At 41.2% G+C, this 16,768-nt stretch carries 18 protein-coding genes; 13 read left to right on the top strand and 5 right to left on the bottom strand.

What is annotated here, in order from left to right; all coding sequences use genetic code 11:
- The first annotated feature begins 13 nt into the window (after nucleotides 1–13).
- From ACOQON_RS08780 to ACOQON_RS08800, 5 genes are all read left to right on the top strand, one after another.
- On the top strand, nucleotides 14–742 hold the full coding sequence (locus tag ACOQON_RS08780; RefSeq protein ID WP_420578551.1) for a head GIN domain-containing protein: 729 nt from the start codon (nucleotides 14–16) through the stop codon (nucleotides 740–742).
- A 177-nt stretch (nucleotides 743–919) separates the two neighbouring features.
- Nucleotides 920–1,723 (top strand): helix-turn-helix domain-containing protein, encoded by an 804-nt coding sequence (locus ACOQON_RS08785; protein WP_420578552.1) that lies wholly within the window; start codon nucleotides 920–922, stop codon nucleotides 1,721–1,723.
- Between the two features lie 3 nt (nucleotides 1,724–1,726).
- The gene (locus ACOQON_RS08790) at nucleotides 1,727–2,941 is read left to right on the top strand and encodes a serine hydrolase domain-containing protein (protein ID WP_420578553.1); all 1,215 of its coding nucleotides are present in this window, start codon (nucleotides 1,727–1,729) and stop codon (nucleotides 2,939–2,941) included.
- 40 nt (nucleotides 2,942–2,981) lie between these two features.
- Nucleotides 2,982–3,500, top strand: a complete 519-nt coding sequence (locus tag ACOQON_RS08795; RefSeq protein WP_420578554.1) for a hypothetical protein — start codon at nucleotides 2,982–2,984, stop codon at nucleotides 3,498–3,500.
- 20 nt (nucleotides 3,501–3,520) lie between these two features.
- The gene (locus ACOQON_RS08800) at nucleotides 3,521–4,489 is read left to right on the top strand and encodes a YpdA family putative bacillithiol disulfide reductase (RefSeq protein WP_420578555.1); all 969 of its coding nucleotides are present in this window, start codon (nucleotides 3,521–3,523) and stop codon (nucleotides 4,487–4,489) included.
- Between the two features lie 159 nt (nucleotides 4,490–4,648).
- Here ACOQON_RS08800 and ACOQON_RS08805 read toward each other — a convergent pair whose 3' ends face one another.
- Entirely contained in the window at nucleotides 4,649–5,242 is a 594-nt protein-coding gene (locus ACOQON_RS08805) for a DinB family protein (RefSeq protein WP_420578556.1), read from the bottom strand.
- 44 nt (nucleotides 5,243–5,286) lie between these two features.
- Between ACOQON_RS08805 and ACOQON_RS08810 the strand changes: the two genes are divergently transcribed.
- Complete coding sequence (locus tag ACOQON_RS08810; protein ID WP_420578557.1) at nucleotides 5,287–5,610, top strand: tetratricopeptide repeat protein; 324 nt, start codon at nucleotides 5,287–5,289, stop codon at nucleotides 5,608–5,610.
- Between the two features lie 47 nt (nucleotides 5,611–5,657).
- Here ACOQON_RS08810 and ACOQON_RS08815 read toward each other — a convergent pair whose 3' ends face one another.
- Nucleotides 5,658–6,821, bottom strand: coding sequence for a MopE-related protein (locus tag ACOQON_RS08815; protein WP_420578558.1), 1,164 nt, complete (start codon nucleotides 6,819–6,821; stop codon nucleotides 5,658–5,660).
- A gap of 167 nt (nucleotides 6,822–6,988) precedes the next feature.
- Between ACOQON_RS08815 and ACOQON_RS08820 the strand changes: the two genes are divergently transcribed.
- Nucleotides 6,989–7,570 carry a YdeI/OmpD-associated family protein gene (locus tag ACOQON_RS08820; RefSeq protein WP_420578559.1) on the top strand — a complete coding sequence of 194 codons (582 nt, stop codon included), beginning with the start codon at nucleotides 6,989–6,991 and terminating at the stop codon, nucleotides 7,568–7,570.
- Between the two features lie 2 nt (nucleotides 7,571–7,572).
- Here the strand turns inward: ACOQON_RS08820 and ACOQON_RS08825 are convergent, their stop codons facing one another.
- Genes ACOQON_RS08825 through dnaB form a run of 3 tightly spaced genes read right to left on the bottom strand, consistent with a single transcriptional unit; the run spans nucleotide 7,573 to nucleotide 11,050 of the window.
- On the bottom strand, nucleotides 7,573–8,430 hold the full coding sequence (locus ACOQON_RS08825) for a class II glutamine amidotransferase (RefSeq protein WP_420578560.1): 858 nt from the start codon (nucleotides 8,428–8,430) through the stop codon (nucleotides 7,573–7,575).
- Between the two features lie 56 nt (nucleotides 8,431–8,486).
- Nucleotides 8,487–9,467, bottom strand: a complete 981-nt coding sequence (locus ACOQON_RS08830) for a zinc-binding dehydrogenase (protein WP_420578561.1) — start codon at nucleotides 9,465–9,467, stop codon at nucleotides 8,487–8,489.
- A gap of 50 nt (nucleotides 9,468–9,517) precedes the next feature.
- A complete protein-coding gene (dnaB, locus tag ACOQON_RS08835) occupies nucleotides 9,518–11,050 on the bottom strand; it encodes a replicative DNA helicase (protein WP_420578562.1) in 1,533 nt (510 codons plus the stop codon).
- 162 nt (nucleotides 11,051–11,212) lie between these two features.
- On the opposite strand from dnaB, the gene ACOQON_RS08840 reads away from it, so the two are divergent.
- The 6 genes from ACOQON_RS08840 (at nucleotide 11,213) to ACOQON_RS08865 (ending at nucleotide 16,766) form a co-directional block, all read left to right on the top strand.
- Nucleotides 11,213–12,016: an exonuclease domain-containing protein gene (locus ACOQON_RS08840; RefSeq protein ID WP_420578563.1), complete on the top strand. Its 804-nt coding sequence runs from the start codon at nucleotides 11,213–11,215 to the stop codon at nucleotides 12,014–12,016.
- Between the two features lies 1 nt (nucleotide 12,017).
- The gene (locus tag ACOQON_RS08845; protein ID WP_420578564.1) at nucleotides 12,018–12,743 is read left to right on the top strand and encodes a hypothetical protein; all 726 of its coding nucleotides are present in this window, start codon (nucleotides 12,018–12,020) and stop codon (nucleotides 12,741–12,743) included.
- Between the two features lie 117 nt (nucleotides 12,744–12,860).
- Nucleotides 12,861–13,598 carry an ATP-binding cassette domain-containing protein gene (locus ACOQON_RS08850; protein WP_420578565.1) on the top strand — a complete coding sequence of 246 codons (738 nt, stop codon included), beginning with the start codon at nucleotides 12,861–12,863 and terminating at the stop codon, nucleotides 13,596–13,598.
- The gene (locus ACOQON_RS08855) at nucleotides 13,595–15,151 is read left to right on the top strand and encodes an ABC transporter permease/substrate-binding protein (protein WP_420578566.1); all 1,557 of its coding nucleotides are present in this window, start codon (nucleotides 13,595–13,597) and stop codon (nucleotides 15,149–15,151) included. Before ACOQON_RS08850 ends, ACOQON_RS08855 begins: the two co-directional genes overlap by 4 nt.
- A 71-nt stretch (nucleotides 15,152–15,222) precedes the next feature.
- Entirely contained in the window at nucleotides 15,223–16,308 is a 1,086-nt protein-coding gene (locus ACOQON_RS08860; protein ID WP_420578567.1) for a potassium channel family protein, read from the top strand.
- Nucleotides 16,308–16,766 carry a hypothetical protein gene (locus tag ACOQON_RS08865; protein ID WP_420578568.1) on the top strand — a complete coding sequence of 153 codons (459 nt, stop codon included), beginning with the start codon at nucleotides 16,308–16,310 and terminating at the stop codon, nucleotides 16,764–16,766. The genes ACOQON_RS08860 and ACOQON_RS08865 overlap by 1 nt, the downstream gene beginning before the upstream one ends.
- Nucleotides 16,767–16,768: the final 2 nt, after the last annotated feature.

Here is a 16,768-nt window from a genome sequence, read left to right on the forward strand (position 1 = left end):
AAAAAAAGAAACTATGAGAAAGCTATTTATAATCTTATCGGTATCACTGATTCCATTTCAGCTACTAGCTCAATCCCAAGTAGTGAAAGAAGACATTGAAATTATTGAGGATTTTCAAACAATCAATGTCAACTCACGCTACACCGTATACCTGAAACAATCGAATGAAACGCGAGTAGAAGTTCGAGCACTCAAGGAGGTAATGGACATTTCTGAATTTAAAATCAGGGATGGATCATTAGATATAAACATTAAAAGAGAAGAAAAGAACCGCAGCATTTGGGAGCAAATCGATGACATTAAAATCTCTCCCAAGCTTGACGTATACGTCTCCATGAAAGATATTCAGTCGCTTAATGTAAATGGAAATGGGAAAATCATAGCCGAAAACTCCATCTCCTCTAAAGAACTGATATTAACTAATTCAGGGTCAGGAACTTTAGACTTAGATATTAAAGGAAAAAATCTAGCCATAATCAATTCAGGAAGTGGATTAACCAAAGTGACCGGGTATGCAGATAGTGCCAATGTTACCCTTTCCGGTTATGGAAAAATCGAGGCATTCAAACTTGACCTGAAATCCGCCAAAGCCACACTCACGGGATCAGGAGATATTGAAATGAATGTGAAAGACAATTTGAAAGCTAATGTCTATGGTGGTGGTACTATCCTATTCAAAGGAAATACCAAGCAAGTCACTAAAAAGGAACATGGACTAGGTAAGGTGGAGCGTACGTATTAATTGAATCCTCTTCATATTAATACGTGTCATAGTTGAGACCATCCCCGGTTATTTCGGGGATGGTTTTCCTATTAGTGAGGTTTTAAAGAAATGACAGGTAAATGACGGGTATATTGCAAGCTGATTTTTTGCAAATAGGGTTAGCTTCGGAATACTATTGCCGAAAAGATCACAAAAATGAAACAACCCGAACTTGGGCAAAGACTTGCCGAACTCCGTCAACAAAAAAGTCTGACGCAAGAAGACCTGGTCGAAGCATGTAATGTAAGCGTACGTACGATTCAGCGAATTGAATCCGGAGAAGTAACTCCCAGAGTATCTACTATCAAGATACTTTTATCAGCTCTTGATGCAGACTTTGAGAGTTTTAAGAATACAATTAATGTCACCAAAACCCAGGATTATCTAAGATCAACAGAATCATGGCTACAGGTAGCCTGGATTTCAGGTATTGTCTATTTTGTGCTAGGGTTTCTGGATGCACTACTTGAATATGAAAGATTTGAAAACTTCTATGAAGTCGACTCAATTGGATTCTTTGTAGCTGCTAAAATAGGTTACTTCCTTTCCTACACGCTTTTTGTCATGGGGCTTATTAAGCTTGGCGATTACTTCTCCAATTACTTGCTGAAGATAGCAGGCTTTCTCATGATTAGCCTATTTGCCGTGATCACCTTCTTTGACGTCTTCAGCATCTTTTATCCAATCAGTGATACAAACTTATTGTCATTGGGTGCAGGTGAATCTATTTGTGTTGGAGCTGTAGGCATTGTCTTCGGGATTGGGCTCATGAGACTTCAGGACGGAATGGGTCAGCTCGCTAAAATTGCGGGTATTATTGAGGTTATTGTCGGTTTTTTCTTTGTTGTGGTTATCCTTTTCTTCCTTGGCTATCTAATGCTTATTCCTGCAACCATTATTGAAATCATCCTCCTCTTCAAAGGATTGGAATTCATCAAATCCGAAAGAATAAAAAACTAAGCCATGAAAAAAATCAGCTGTTTACTCGGTCTCATTGGACTGGGGTGGATACTCTATGGCCTTTTTCAGCCAATCATCGACTGGAACTTTGGTTGGGAGAAAATGCCAAAAAACCGCAATGAGTTGACATTTCAAGGTATTGAGGATAAGAAATACTTAAATGCCATTGAATCATCTAAACATCATCTCGATTCCTTAATTGAAATGAGTGAAGCACCATCGATTTCGGTTGCGGCGATGATCAACGGAAAGATGATCTGGACCTTTGCTATCGGTTATCAGGATATAAAAAACCAGGTATCATCAGACACCAGCTCACAATATCGTATAGGAAGTGTTTCAAAAGCACTTACCTCCCTGGGGCTGGGTAACTTGATTGAAAATAGGCTGATTGATCCGGATTCTTCCATCCAGTATTACACTGGACAATTTCAAAATCAACCAAGGATGACTATCCGTCAGCTGGCTTCTCATCAGTCTGGCATCCGCAACTATGAAACATGCTTTTGTTTTCCTATTTGGGAGTACTATCATAACAACGAGTATGAAAGTGTAGAAACTAGCCTGAGTCAATTTGAGAAAGATAATCTGCTATTTACTCCTGGTGAATCGTTTGCCTATAGTTCGTATAACTTCACGGCATTGAGTCTAGCAATGGAAAAAGTATCCGGCCGGGATTTTCTTCTGTATATGAGAGATCATGTTTTCAAACCTTTGAAAATGAGCATGACCCAATCCGATGATATTAGGGATATCTCAGCAGACAGGGCGATTCCTTATGATACTGATGTCAGTTTTTATAAAAATGCTTTTGATGTAGATCTGAGTAATAAATGGGCCGGTGGTGGATTCATTTCTACACCTTCGGATCTGGTGCGAGCCGGTAATGCGTTACTCGACTCATCTTTTTTAAGTCAAACGACCATTGAAATGCTAACCTCACCTCAGAAACTTAATGACGGCACGATCAATGAACAAAACTATGCCCTTGGGTGGCGTCATGATTTTTCAGAGAAGTACTTTAATGGAAACAGAAAGGTGGAAGTCATTCACCACGGCGGCATGGCTGTAGGAGGAATGGCGCTTTTGGCAGTCTACCCAGAATATGACTTGGTTTTTGCCATAACAACCAATAAGTCAGGTCAGAAAGGGAGGTTTGAGTTGTTTGATTATATCAGACCAATGGTCGAATTGTTTATTAGGCAGTCAAGAGAATAGAGCAAGGGTAAGTGTAAATTTGCGGAAAACATTAAACGTTATGAAATTGCTACTCAAACCCCTTCTTCTTTCAATTAGCATAAGTGCAACACTATTCATTTCTTCTTGTGGAAAAGACGATGACTCAGGTCCTTCATACGATTTTATCAACCAAAATTTACAGGGAACTATAGATGGACATGTTTTCACTTACGGAGAAGGTACCGTTGAAACAACAACTTTTGAAGGAGAGGAGCAGATTTCCTTTGACCTGTATCACTCAAATGAAGACATAACTGATGTATGTGATTTTTTCGGTTTTGGAGATGAGGTGAGCGTCTTTTTCTTCATGCCTGCAGAGGTGGGACTGTATGAACTTTCACTTAATTTTAGTGACTTTAGCGGAAGAACAGTAACGCTCTTCAATCCAGATGGAGCAGTAAATAACATCGCTTCAATTGGTGCGGTAGAAATCCTGACAATTACAGAAACTGAAGTAACCGGAAGAATGGATGCCACGCTGGATGGAGAAAACACCGTAAACGGAAACTTTACTGTTGAATTCTGTCCTGATAATTAATCCGAATTTACCTTCGCAGTATGAGCGAAGTTGTTGATGTTTTAATCGTTGGAGCCGGGCCAATCGGGCTTGCCTGTGGTATTGAGTGCGAAAAAGTAAATCTATCCTACGTGATAGTGGATAAGGGGTGTCTAGTTAATTCGCTCTACAACTACCCTAGAAACATGACATTCTTCTCCACTTCTGATCGATTGGAGATTGGAGGTGTGCCATTCATCTCTCATAACCCCAAACCAACCCGATCGGAAGCATTGGAATATTACCGACGCGTAGCATCTTCATGGAAGTTGAACACCAGACTATACGAACGTATAGAAGAGGTGAAGAAAACGGAAGATGGTTTTCAGGTTCATTCAAAAAGAAGAACCTATCAAGCAAAAAATCTGATTATCGCTACAGGTTTTTATGACTTACCATACCTGCTAAATGCACCTGGCGAGGACCTGCCTAAGGTCAAACATTACTATGATGAGCCCCACCCCTATTATGACATGGATGTAGCTGTCGTTGGAGCAGCAAACTCTGCGGTAGATGTGGCTCTTGAGGTCTACAGAAAAGGCGCCAAAAGCGTAACTATGGTCATCCGTGAAAAAGAAATTAACCCTAGAGTGAAATATTGGGTAAAACCGGATATCGATAATCGAATAGCCGAAGGGTCAATCAAAGCCTACTTTGAGAGTAACATTACACGTATCGAAGAGCACTCGATTGACATTCAAACGCCGGCAGAACAACTGACAATCTCAAATGATTTTGTTTTGGCAATGACCGGCTACCAACCAGACTTTTCTTTCCTAAAGCATGTAGGTGTGAAAATCGGGGATGATGAATTCAAAACACCGATATACAACGAAAAAACGATGGAAACCAATGTGTCAGGCGTTTACCTGGCTGGAGTTATATGTGGTGGACTAAAAACCAATGCATGGTTCATTGAAAACTCCAGGGAGCATGCGGAGGTGATCATTGATCACATTTCTAAAGGTTAAGGATTGATAGATATGAAACAAGTTCAGTATGACTTCCTTTAATATTTGACTGTCATTCTGAACGAATGTGAAGAATCTTTAAACTTTTAAATACCTGAATATCATATTTTGAGATTCTTCGTTCCTCAGAATGACACTTTTGAGAACCCTCGATAACCATTAATCTCTCACCTTTCCTTGAAGCACACTCAGGTTTTGGTTATAAGGATTTCCATTGGTTCGCCTAAATGAAATGATCTGCCCAACATGATTGATCGCGTCTGCAATAGGACCATTGAGCAGGTTCCAAAATGGATACTGTGTACCATTGGAAAATTTGATGTCATACCGTTTCAAATCCTCGGCATTAGACGATTTAAGTCGGATGCTAGCTTGTTTGATGTTTTCAAGGGTTCTATTACGTTTTTCTTCAAAAGAAAGCCCTTCTACTTCTATTCCCTCAAATAGTTCCTCATCTACAGCCTTTGCGAGTATTTCTGTTAGCACTAAAATATGATCAACGGTCTCTTCAATATTTCTTGCTCCCTCACTGGGCCTGTATTTAAGATCACTGTCATTCAATCCTTCTGTACCCCAGTAATATCGAAAACCAAGTCCATCCACGACTCGAGCCGCAACTGCACCTGCGGTGTACTCTTCAGGATAATCAGGGATCTGATAATAGTAATCAGTTGTGTCGCCTGGTTGAGCACTTAATGAAGTCACACAGATAATGTATGTGAAAAACAGAACGGTTGATTTCGAATTTTGCATCTGAATAGGTTTTAATTGAAGGAACTCAAAAGTAATTTAGTCGTATGAATTCGGATCGAATCTCTTTGCTAGAACAGTTTATCAAGGATGAACCCTCCAATCCTTTTAATAAATATGCCCTGGCCATGGAGTACTATGAGTCTCAACCTTATGATTCACTCTCTTTGCTGGATGGTTTGCTAAACGACCATCCGGACTACCTGCCCTCCTATTTCAAGGCTGCTCACCTGCTTTGGGAACATGAAAAATGGGAAAAAGCAAATGAAGTATTTCAAAAAGGAATTAGGTTAGCTGAAGAGCAAAGAGATCATAAAGCATTACAAGAATTGAAAGCGGCTTATTTGAACTTTGAATTTGATCGGGAGTAGCTATTGACAAAAGACCCAGATCCAAAGACTTTAAAACACCATATCTATCATCCCGCACAATTCACATCGTTAGTACAGTCTGAATCCGAACAATCCACATCGCCATCGCCATCATTGTCAAACCCATCACTACATTCTGTTTCCGGACAAGCTGCTACGCCTTGACAATCAAAATCATTACAGTCTATATAACCATCGCAATCATTATCTATACCATCATCGCAAATGGTCTCACCTCCAGGACCATCTTCAATCTCACACATACCAGAGCAACCATCTCTGGAGGTGGTATTTCCATCGTCACATTCTTCACAAGGATCAACTATTCCGTTTCCACACGTCTCATCAGACGTACAAGTATCGTTACATCCATCGCCACTCACTGTATTACCATCGTCGCATATCTCACCTTCATCAACATACCCATTTCCACATGTTTCATCTGAGTCACATGTTGCATTACACCCATCGCCGCTTTCCCCGTTTCCATCATCACAGATTTCCCCAACATCATGTACTCCGTCACCACAAACTGCTGATTCCACATTTCCATCACAATTTTCGTCTACATCATTGCCCTTTATCTCAGTAGCTTCTGGATTTATTGACGCATCATCATCGTCGCAATCCTCATCATTGTCTACATAACCCGAGGGTTGTTCCGCTGCAACCTCAAAAGACTCAGAATTACCAAATCCATCCTCATCTAAATCTTCATACCAAGTGTAGGTTTTGATTCCATCACAATTTTCATCGACATCATTATCGGGAACTTCTTCTTCATCCGGATTAATGTCAACATTTGTATCGTCACAGTCATCATTATTACCTACAAACCCATTCGGAGCGACATCTCCCACTTGCATAACCTCCGGATTACCAAATCCATCCTCATCTGCATCTTCAAACCAGGTAAGGTCCTTCAAACCATCACAGTCTTCATCAACATCATTATCCGGAATTTCGGTTGCATCAGGGTTGATCGCTGCATTCGTATCATCACAATCGGTGTTATCAAGAACATACCCATCGGTCAACTCAGAAAGCTCCGCTTTAGTTTCAGGGTCTCCGAAACCGTCATTATCATTGTCTTCATATGCTGTAATTGTGTCAGCGTCTCCCGCCTCATCATCTTTACAGGCAATTAGAAATAGTAAGAAATATCCAAAAAGAAGCAAGAAGGAAAATCGAAAAGCAGGATGAAATTTCATAGTGGTGAGGTTTGGTGAAAGATTAATTTACATGAAATGTCAAACAATTGCAATCATAAACATCTATAAATTAAACACTTACAGATTACAAGAATGTTACCAAAATTTTGCTTTGCACTTAATAATATGATTTAAGGAACTTCAAATTGTAAATTTGATTTATGATAATGGCCAAAACCCCAGAAGAGTATATCTCATTGAATAAGGAATACCGCCCCCTGCTTGAAAAGCTACAGTCCATCCTACTATCAACCGAGCTGGAAGAAAAAATGAAGTGGGGCATTCCTACCTATTGCTTAAAAAATAAAAATGTTGCCGGCATTGGAGCGTTTAAGAGCTATGCAGGACTCTGGTTTTTCAATGGCTCTTTCTTAAAAGATGAATCAAAGAAGCTGATCAATGCACAGGAAGGAAAAACCAAAGGCATGCGTCAGTGGCGATTTGAGTCTGTGGATGAAATTGATGAAAAACTGGTTCGATCCTACATTGAAGAAGCCATTCAAAATCAAAAGAAAGGCAAAGAGATAAAACCAGAAAAAAAGCCCTTATTGGTACCGGACGAATTGAAAGAGGCGCTGGCTTCTGATGGGTTTCTATCAGAGGTTTTTGACTCCATGTCTCTTTCCTGTAAAAGAGAATATACGGAGTACATTGCCGAAGCGAAAAGACCTGAAACCAAACAAAAACGATTGGAAAAAATCATTCCAATGATTCGGGAAAAGGTTGGTTTGAATGACAAGTATAAATAGTCCTAGAGACGAATTTCCATTTTATCCCTGATTCTTCCTTCCTCTACTAAAACCATTGAATTTACCGGCACGGTCTCCCACCCCGGATCCGAACTCAACGGTTCAGAGGAGATCACTACTGATTTCTCATTCACCCCTGAATCTTTCATATAGCAAACACCATCCTCGCATACATACTTTTTACCCAAATTGAGATACAATGAATCGGCGTTTTTCGAAACATCGGTAGTAAAACGTACTGCAGCAGCCAGATGTCCGTCGGTCAGGACCATATTCATATAAGAAGGGTCTTCCACCTGATGATCCTTTATCAAACCGATTACTTTCCTGATTGCTGCCATCATCGCGGTAGGGAGACGGTCCCATGGCTCAAGGTGCTCCAGGCGTATAAGCTCATCAATCACCAGACCAAAAAAATGTTCTGAATCCGTGCTTCCTTTTATATGCTGAAAAGCTTCATCGGAGAGCATATGTATCAGTGCTCGTTTAATTGTACTAAATCCACCAATATCACCATTATGCATAAATGCGAAGTGCTGCCACTTGAAGGGATGACAATTGGATTCGCTAACATTAAACCCCTGAGTGGCAGCTCTTACATGGCCCATCACGCAGGTCGTTTCGATCACCCGACTCAGCTCATGTAAGTTTTGATTGCTCCATGCAGGGGAAATGGATTTAAATAATGCAGGTTCCCCTTGTTGATTTTTGCTGTACCAGGCAAGCCCAAACCCGTCACCATTGAGTGGCTCCTCCCTCTCCTTTGACATCATAGACTGACGAATAAGCGAATGCTTAGGCTCAGTGATCAGGGAACCTATTCTGATAGACTTACCCTGATAAAATGTGAAGCGACACATAAGAAAATTTACAACTTTCTTCTGTTATTCGCTAGAGGTGTAATACAATTTAATTGCTAGAAATTAATGACAATTTTTCCGAAGTGGTCGGCATCATTAAACCGATCAAAGGCTTTTAGATAATCACTCGATTCAAAAACTTTGTCAACTGTCGGTTTAATCTGGTATTTATTTACCCAATCCAGCATTTCAACAAACTCATCATCATTGCCCATGGTTGATCCCATGATTTGGACTTGCGACCAAAAAAGCCTGAACACATCCACTTTCTCCGGGTAGCCTGTTGTGCTTCCGTACATAACTATTCTTCCTGCAGGTTTTATGATTTTCAGATAATTATTCAACTGGTTTCCTCCAGCACTATCAACAATTGAATCAAAGCCTCTGAGCTGAGCGGCTTCCTTGAACCACTTGTCATCTTTGTAATTAAAACCACCCTTCACTCCAACTTCTTTCACCTTGTCAATCTTCTCCTGACTCCCACTCGTCACATACACCTCAGCTCCGGAAGTTACAGCAAAAGCGATAGCCAGCTGACTCACACCACCGCCTGCACCCGTAACAAGTACCTTTTTTTCAGTCTTTGAGCCTCCTTTTTTGATGGTTGCACGGAAAGCAGTAAGTCCTGCGAGAGGCAATGATGCAGCTTCTTCATTACTCAAGTGTGCTGGTTTTTTCTGCAATCGATGTGCAGGCACTTTGATGTACTCAGCTAAGGTTCCATTGGTGGGCATACCTAACACTGAATACTTCGAGGATTGAGCTTCCGGGTTATCCCCCCAGTTCACATTTGGATTGATAATCACTTCTTTTCCCTTCCAGTTAGCCGGTCCTTCTTCAACCACCCCACAACCATCAGAGCCAAGTACCGTCCCGAATTGAATGGCCGGGTACATTCCTTCTCTAATCCATTGATCACGTCGGTTGAGCGCAGCTGCTGAGATTTTTACTAAACACTCATCACCAGACACTTCCGGCTTATCAATATCTACCAACTGAATCGGTTCTGATTCCTGAGTAATTGTGATTGCTTTCATAGTCTTAGTAGGAAGTTATAAGCTGCAAGCTGCAAGTATATAGATGACATTTAAAACGGAGTATCATCATCCGATCCTCCATCTCCTCCATTCGCCTTACTTGGCAATGTAATGGTGAAGTCTGAATTGGATGGTCCGGATGTTGGGAAGCCACCAAACCCATCTCCCTGATCTCCATCCCAGTCTGTAAACTTGGTGAACTTACCGATGAATTTCAGATTGACCGTATCCAATGATCCGTTTCTGTGCTTCGCGATGATCACCTCTCCCAATCCCTGAAGAGGCATTCCTGATTCGTCAGTATCCAATCCATAGTATTCCGGACGATACAGGAACATTACCATATCTGCATCCTGCTCAATAGATCCTGATTCCCTCAAATCTGAAAGCTGTGGACGCTTGTCACCACCTCTGGTCTCTACGGCCCTGCTTAACTGAGAAAGTGCGATTACCGGCACGTCAAGTTCTTTAGCTATTCCTTTCAACGCTCGCGAGATCGAAGCGATTTCCTGCTCCCGGTTTCCTCCCCCTTTGCTGGAGTCGCCGCTCATTAGCTGCAAGTAATCAATGATGATCAGCTTCACTCCGTGCTGGGCAGCAAGTCTTCGACACTTCGCTCGCAATTCGAGAATACTCAATGCCGGTGTATCATCAATAAAAATTGGAGCCTCTGACAATTTTCTTGTTTTATGGATCATCTGCTCCCACTCATAGTCCGCCAGATCTCCTTTCTTGATTTTTTCACTTGGCAATTCTGCTTCTGCAGAAATCAGCCTGTTGACCAACTGCACCGAAGACATCTCAAGAGAGAAAATAGCTACTGGAGTGTTGAAGTCAATAGCAGCATTTCTCAAGGCAGAAACAACAAAGGCCGTCTTACCCATACCCGGACGCGCAGCGATAATCACCAAATCGGAAGACTGCCAGCCAGACGTGACTCGATCAAGCGCCGAGAATCCACTTGGTACCCCGGTCAATCCATCTTTCCGATCCTTCCTTGTTTGTATCTGATCGATCGCCTGGTGCATCAGAGAGCTCATCTTATCGTAGTTCTTTCGAATGTGAGACTCGGACACATCAAAAAGCGACTGCTCCGCACGATCTAATAACTTAAATACGTCTATGGTATCCTCATATGCGTCCTTCTGGATCTCTGATGAAATTCGGATCAGCTCACGCTTGATCGATTGTTCGGCAATGATCCGTGCATGATACTCAATGTTGGCGGCAGAGTTTACTTTGGTGGTCAGCTCTGCCACAAAGTGCGCTCCTCCAACTACTTCAAGTTTCGCTTCCTTCCGTAGCTGATGGGTGACTGTCTTGATATCAATCGGCTGACTGTCGTTGAACAGCGAAACAATTGCCGCATAGATTTCCTGGTGCGCATCCCGATAAAAACTTTCCGGATGAAGGATGTCGATGACGTTGGAAAGTGCATCTCGTTCCAGCATAAGCGCACCGAGCACAGCTTCCTCTATTTCTACCGCCTGTGGCGGTAGTTTACCTAAATGTTCTGAAAGGGTAGATAAGCCAATTCTGCGGCTTTTAGTTGATGAAGTAGATGATTGTTTCGCGCCTTCCATTTAGGTAGTGTGTTAAGTTTTAATTTCAATACAAACTTAAATTTTAGCAAAAGATAAAGTAGTGATTTCGTCCACCATTTACCCCCCACTTATCCACAACGAATATTCGTACCCTTTGGTGCTTTCTACTATCTTTGGTCGCTCACCTTTAAAAGCAACATTTTGTTCAAACTCAATCTAAAAAATCCGTTGGTTGTCTTCGACCTGGAAACGACCGGAACCAATATTTCACAAGATCGAATCGTGGAGATCGCTATGGTGAAAGCCATGCCGGACGGTACCATTGAGGAGAAGTGCAGAAAGATCAATCCTACCATTCCCATTCCTAATGAAACCAGTCTGATTCATGGAATCTATGATGAAGACGTAAAGGATGAACCAACCTTTGCCCAAATAGCCAAATCACTTGCTCAGTATCTGGAAGGGTGTGACCTGGCCGGGTTTAATGTGTTGGGCTTTGACGTACCTATGCTGGTGGAAGAATTCCTCCGTGCCAATGTAGACTTTGAAATAGACAACCGGAAGATTGTAGATGCGCAGAAGCTATTCCACTTAATGGAAAAAAGGAACCTTACAGCCGCCTATAAATTTTACTGTGATAAAGACCTGGTGGATGCACACAGTGCGCTTGCGGATACAAAGGCTACTTACGAGGTTTTGGTCTCTCAGATAGAAAAATATGAAGGTCAGGAAGCTTTCGATGGACTCGGTAAAAAGCTGGATACCATTGAAAACGATATGGGCAAACTACATGACCTGACTACCTCCAGTCGTGTGGATCTGGCCGGGCGAATGATTTATAAAGATGGTATTGAGATCTTTAACTTTGGAAAGCACCGGGGGAAGCCTGTTACTGAAATTCTTGAAAAGGAGCCGAGCTTCTATGACTGGATCATGAAAGGCGATTTCCCATTAGACACTAAACGGAAGCTGACACAGATCAAGTTGAGGGGATTTAATCAGTAAGATGAAGTTTGTTTTATTCAGATTATTGTTAAACCTAAAATGGTTCTTGGCAAATTGGACAAGATCATTTATTTGCGGGTTAATTCTAATTTCCGCTTTCTTTTCATTTTCATACTTTGTCTATTTCAACCCTTTTCATCTCTCCTCAAATGAATTTCTAACAGAAAGTCTGATTCCTACCTTCTTATTTTATCTGCTTATCTCCGCAATGTGTAGAACAATAGGATGGGGTTTATCAGATTATGTCCCAAATCCAGAATGGTCATCTAAGCCGAATAATATAATAGTCGCATTCACGATTTTAATTCTTTTTCTACCGACAATAACTGAAATATGGCTATTAACAATACCAGAATTATTGTTTTTTAAGCATATTCGGTTACGTCTATTCGGTAGCTTTTCGCTACATGGATTATTTGCAATTTTCTTGATCTTAAGAAGTCCAAAAATTCCAACCGAAGAGGAGTACGATTTATATAGATTTGAAATGAAAAAAATAAAAGAAGATAAACATGTAATGTCAAGACGAAGGAAAATATCTTCACTAATATTAGCACTTGCAGTTTTAATAACACTTTACTTTCAAATACAATCATTTATTAAAATTGATGAGCTAGAAAAAGATTTACTGACTAAAGAGGTTCAACTGCAACAGGCAGAGGAAGAAATTCAAAGGCTTAATCAGATCATTCAGGATTCCCAAATTTCAACTGATAGCATTAATTGATAAATTTAGAGGAAAGCAATAGCTATCGAATCCCTCCAACTTAAAGACATACATCAATCTTTTGGTACCAAAAAGGTACTCAGGGGAATTTCCCTCGAGGTTCAGCCCTCTGAAACCGTGGTGCTTTTAGGTCCTAGTGGATGTGGAAAAACAACGCTTCTAAAACTCATTAACCGATTAATTGAGCCGGACTCAGGTCAAATCGAAATTGATGGTCTATCGAATCGGTCTATAGAAAAACACACCTTAAGAAGGAAGATCGGCTATGTCATTCAAGACGTTGGTTTGCTTCCCCACATGACCGTAAAGGAGAACATTTCATTAGTAAACCGGATTGATAAAAAATCATTTCCCTCTGAAAAACTAAATGAGCTCATTGAGCTGACCGGACTAAGCAAGGATTTACTCATGAAGTATCCATCACAACTTAGTGGCGGCCAACAACAACGCGTTGGAATTGCGAGAGCCCTTGCCAATGACCCTGCCCTCATATTGATGGATGAGCCATTCAGCGCTCTTGACAATATTACCAGAAACCAGCTTCAGGATGACTTTCTCAACCTCAAAACGCTGAATCAGAAGACCATTATTTTGGTGACGCATGATGTGCAGGAAGCCTTCAAACTAGGTGATCGAATTGTCCTCTTAAACGAAGGAGTCATCCAGCAGATTGGAACACCGGTTGAACTGCTTACCAATCCTGTCAATGAATTTGTCGCATCCTTCCTGGCAAAGGATAAGCTTATTCTGTTCCTTCAAAATCAACAAATCGATACCCTACTTAATGACCCTTCTATTGATCCGGGTGAGAAACGGAAGCAACTAAATGAGGCATTAAACTCTTTTGAACCATGAGTTTGTGGGAGTTCATCATATCGCATTGGGATGAGATTGTTGATCAAACGTTTCAGCACCTGAAGCTAACCATTGCTTCTATGCTCATCGCCACCATCATTGGTGTGACACTTGGGGTTGCCATTACCAAAATTGAGAAGCTTGCGTCGGTGACATTGGGTTTTGTGGGAGTCATCCAAACGATTCCAAGTCTGGCGTTACTTGGGTTCTTACTTCCCTTGGTGGGCATAGGCACCACTCCTGCCATCATAGCCTTGTTTTTATATGCGCTCCTCCCGATTGTTCGAAATACCTACACCGGAATCAAAGAGATCGAGCCTGCTATAAAAGAGGCGACCATCGGAATGGGTATGACCAATTTCCAAATGCTCCACTATGTGGAGTTTCCCCTTGCTTTTCCAGTCATCCTGGCCGGTATCCGAACCTCAACGGTTATTAACGTAGGCGTTGCAACACTCTGTGCTCTGATCGCTGCAGGGGGACTTGGGGAGTTTATTTTTAGAGGCATTTCACTCAACAATACCCAAATGATTCTGGCTGGTGCCATTCCAGCTTCCCTCCTGGCCATCATACTCGATGGAACACTAGGGTTGATCCAAAAATACTATCGGAATAAAAAGCTATGGGCAGCTTTGCTCCTCTTTATCAGCGCCACTATTCTGATCAATGTCTTTTCAAAATCAGAACCTCCGGCCCGGCTCGTGGCTGGCTTTAACTCTGAATTTATCGAAAGAGAGGATGGCTATGTAGGACTGGATTCTGTCTACAACCTTCCGTTGGAAATCAGAGAGATGGAGATTGCGCTCATGTATCGGGCTTTATATGAGGGAGATGTAGATGTAATTGACGGTTTCAGTACCGATGGACGCATAAAGGAGTTCAACCTAAAATCACTCGAGGACGATAAGGGATATTTCCCACCTTACTACGCAGTTCCATTGGTTAATGGAAGTACACTTGCCAAACACCCCCGGCTTGCTGAAGTGTTTCTTTTGCTCGAAAACCAACTTAGTGACTCATTAATGACGGCACTTAACTATGAAGTGGATGGCAAGAAAAGGCCATTGGCAGAGGTGGCTAATGAATTTTTACGATCCATTGGAATCTATGCAAGTACTGATGCAGGCAGTACAGACAACCCGGATCTGATCATTGGTTCAAAAGCTTTTACCGAGAGCTTTTTACTGGCACACATCTTCGCCCAACTCATCGAAAACAAAACGAAGCTCACGACGAAGCTTCAGCTTGGTTTTGGAGGTACAAAACTTGTTTTTGATGCTTTGAGATACGGCGAGGTTGACATTTATCCGGATTATACCGGAACAGCCTACCTGGTTTTGCTGAATAAAAAACCCTCCGATATTGAAAACTTCAATAATCCGCAGCGTGTACTTGATGTTGTAAGCAAAGAATTGAAAGTCAATCATGGCATAGAAGTCCTCCCTCCACTGGGTTTTAACAACACATTTGCCCTGATGATGCGAAAGACCCACGCAGATTCACTCAATATTTCCACAATCAGTCAATTATCTGATTATCTTAGAGACGATTGAATTGATTCATACCAAGAATTACTGAGTCAAAATACATCTTGAATATGTTATATTTGACTTTTACCTAGCCTATGTCTACTACCTTTAAAAAGAACGCTAGTCTACGCCTTTTTCTCTTAGTCACACTCGTATTGGTGATCTACTTCACACTTGTGTGGTTGTTGGTTTATGTAGAAAAAGACAGTGGTCAGTCAGCTTTAAACAACTATCAAAATGCCTTTTGGTATTCTTTGGTGACGCTAACCACGGTTGGCTATGGTGATATTTTCCCAGCCACGATATGGGGAAGGTATATTTCTCTGATCTTTATACTTACAAGTATTGGTATATTCGGTATTTTAATTGGACAACTTACTACGCTTATGACAACTATTAAGGAAAACAAAAAGCTGGGCTACTCTGGAACCAGTTTCACAAATCATGCAGTAATCATCGGCTGGAATGAGTTTGGCTGGCATGTAGTAGATCAGCTGGTTGGAGTAGGCAGAAGAGTAGCTATAGTGACCAACAAAAAGGATGATGTAGAGCTTATACGGGAGAAGTACAATCCTAAGAGTGTTTTCGTACTTTTTAGTGATTACAATAATCACGAACTCATAAAAAAATCCAACATTGAGGAGGCTACTATTGTCTTTGTCAACATGATGGATGATACGGATAAACTTGTATATGTTCTTAACCTGAAAAAAGTGTTTCCGGAAACCGAGTTTGTTGTTACCCTGGAGAATGGTGACCTTAAACACACCTTCCTGGCTGCTGGTGTTAGCAATACAATCTCAACACAGGAGATCTCCTCTAAACTTCTCGCCTCATACATGTTTGAACCGGATGTAGCGACTTACAGTGAGTCTGTTTTATCATATGCTAAGTCCGACAGTGATTATGATATTAAGCAACTCCTAATCACTCCAAATAACCCGTATAATGGAAAATCTTATCAGGATGTATTCTTTGATTTAAAGAAGCGGTATAATTCCGTACTCATAGGTATCACCAAGAGAGATAAGTTTGGGCAAAAGAAGCTGATTAAAAATCCATTAGGAGACCTGAAAATAGCTACAGGTGACTACCTGATAATATTGTTGAATGGAAAAGCATTTAAGCTCCTCAAAAGAGTATTTGGTGTAGAAGAAGGAACTGTAAAGGATAGAAGATAATGAGAGGTTTATTCACACTGTGCATCCTGTGCTCTATAGCACTATTAATCTCCTGTGAAAACAGGGATATCAATGAGGGGGAAGAATTTAGACCAAGGGCGGTAAAGGACAACTTTGATGATACTCATTTCACTAAGATTACAGTGGATGGGGTAGAATATATCATGACAGAACGTGATAACAATAACCCTCACGAGGGGTTTGGGTTTATGGCTTTCCGTGCCAATAAGCTAATGGAAAAGCAAGACACTATCATCTCCTACCTCAGAACGATGCAGCATTTCCAAAACAAACTATATTCACGGATGTATAGGATATCTGAGGACTCTGCGCAAAATGAATTCGAAGCTAAATTCATTGAGTATTTACTTCAGGAAACACGGGAGTTGGAAGAACTTGAGCGTGAGGATTTAGTGAATACGAAAACAGAAACATCCGAAAATGAAAAAGAGGAGTAAAA

It is taken from the genome of Ekhidna sp. (genome assembly GCF_965221965.1).
Classification (GTDB): domain Bacteria; phylum Bacteroidota; class Bacteroidia; order Cytophagales; family Cyclobacteriaceae; genus Ekhidna.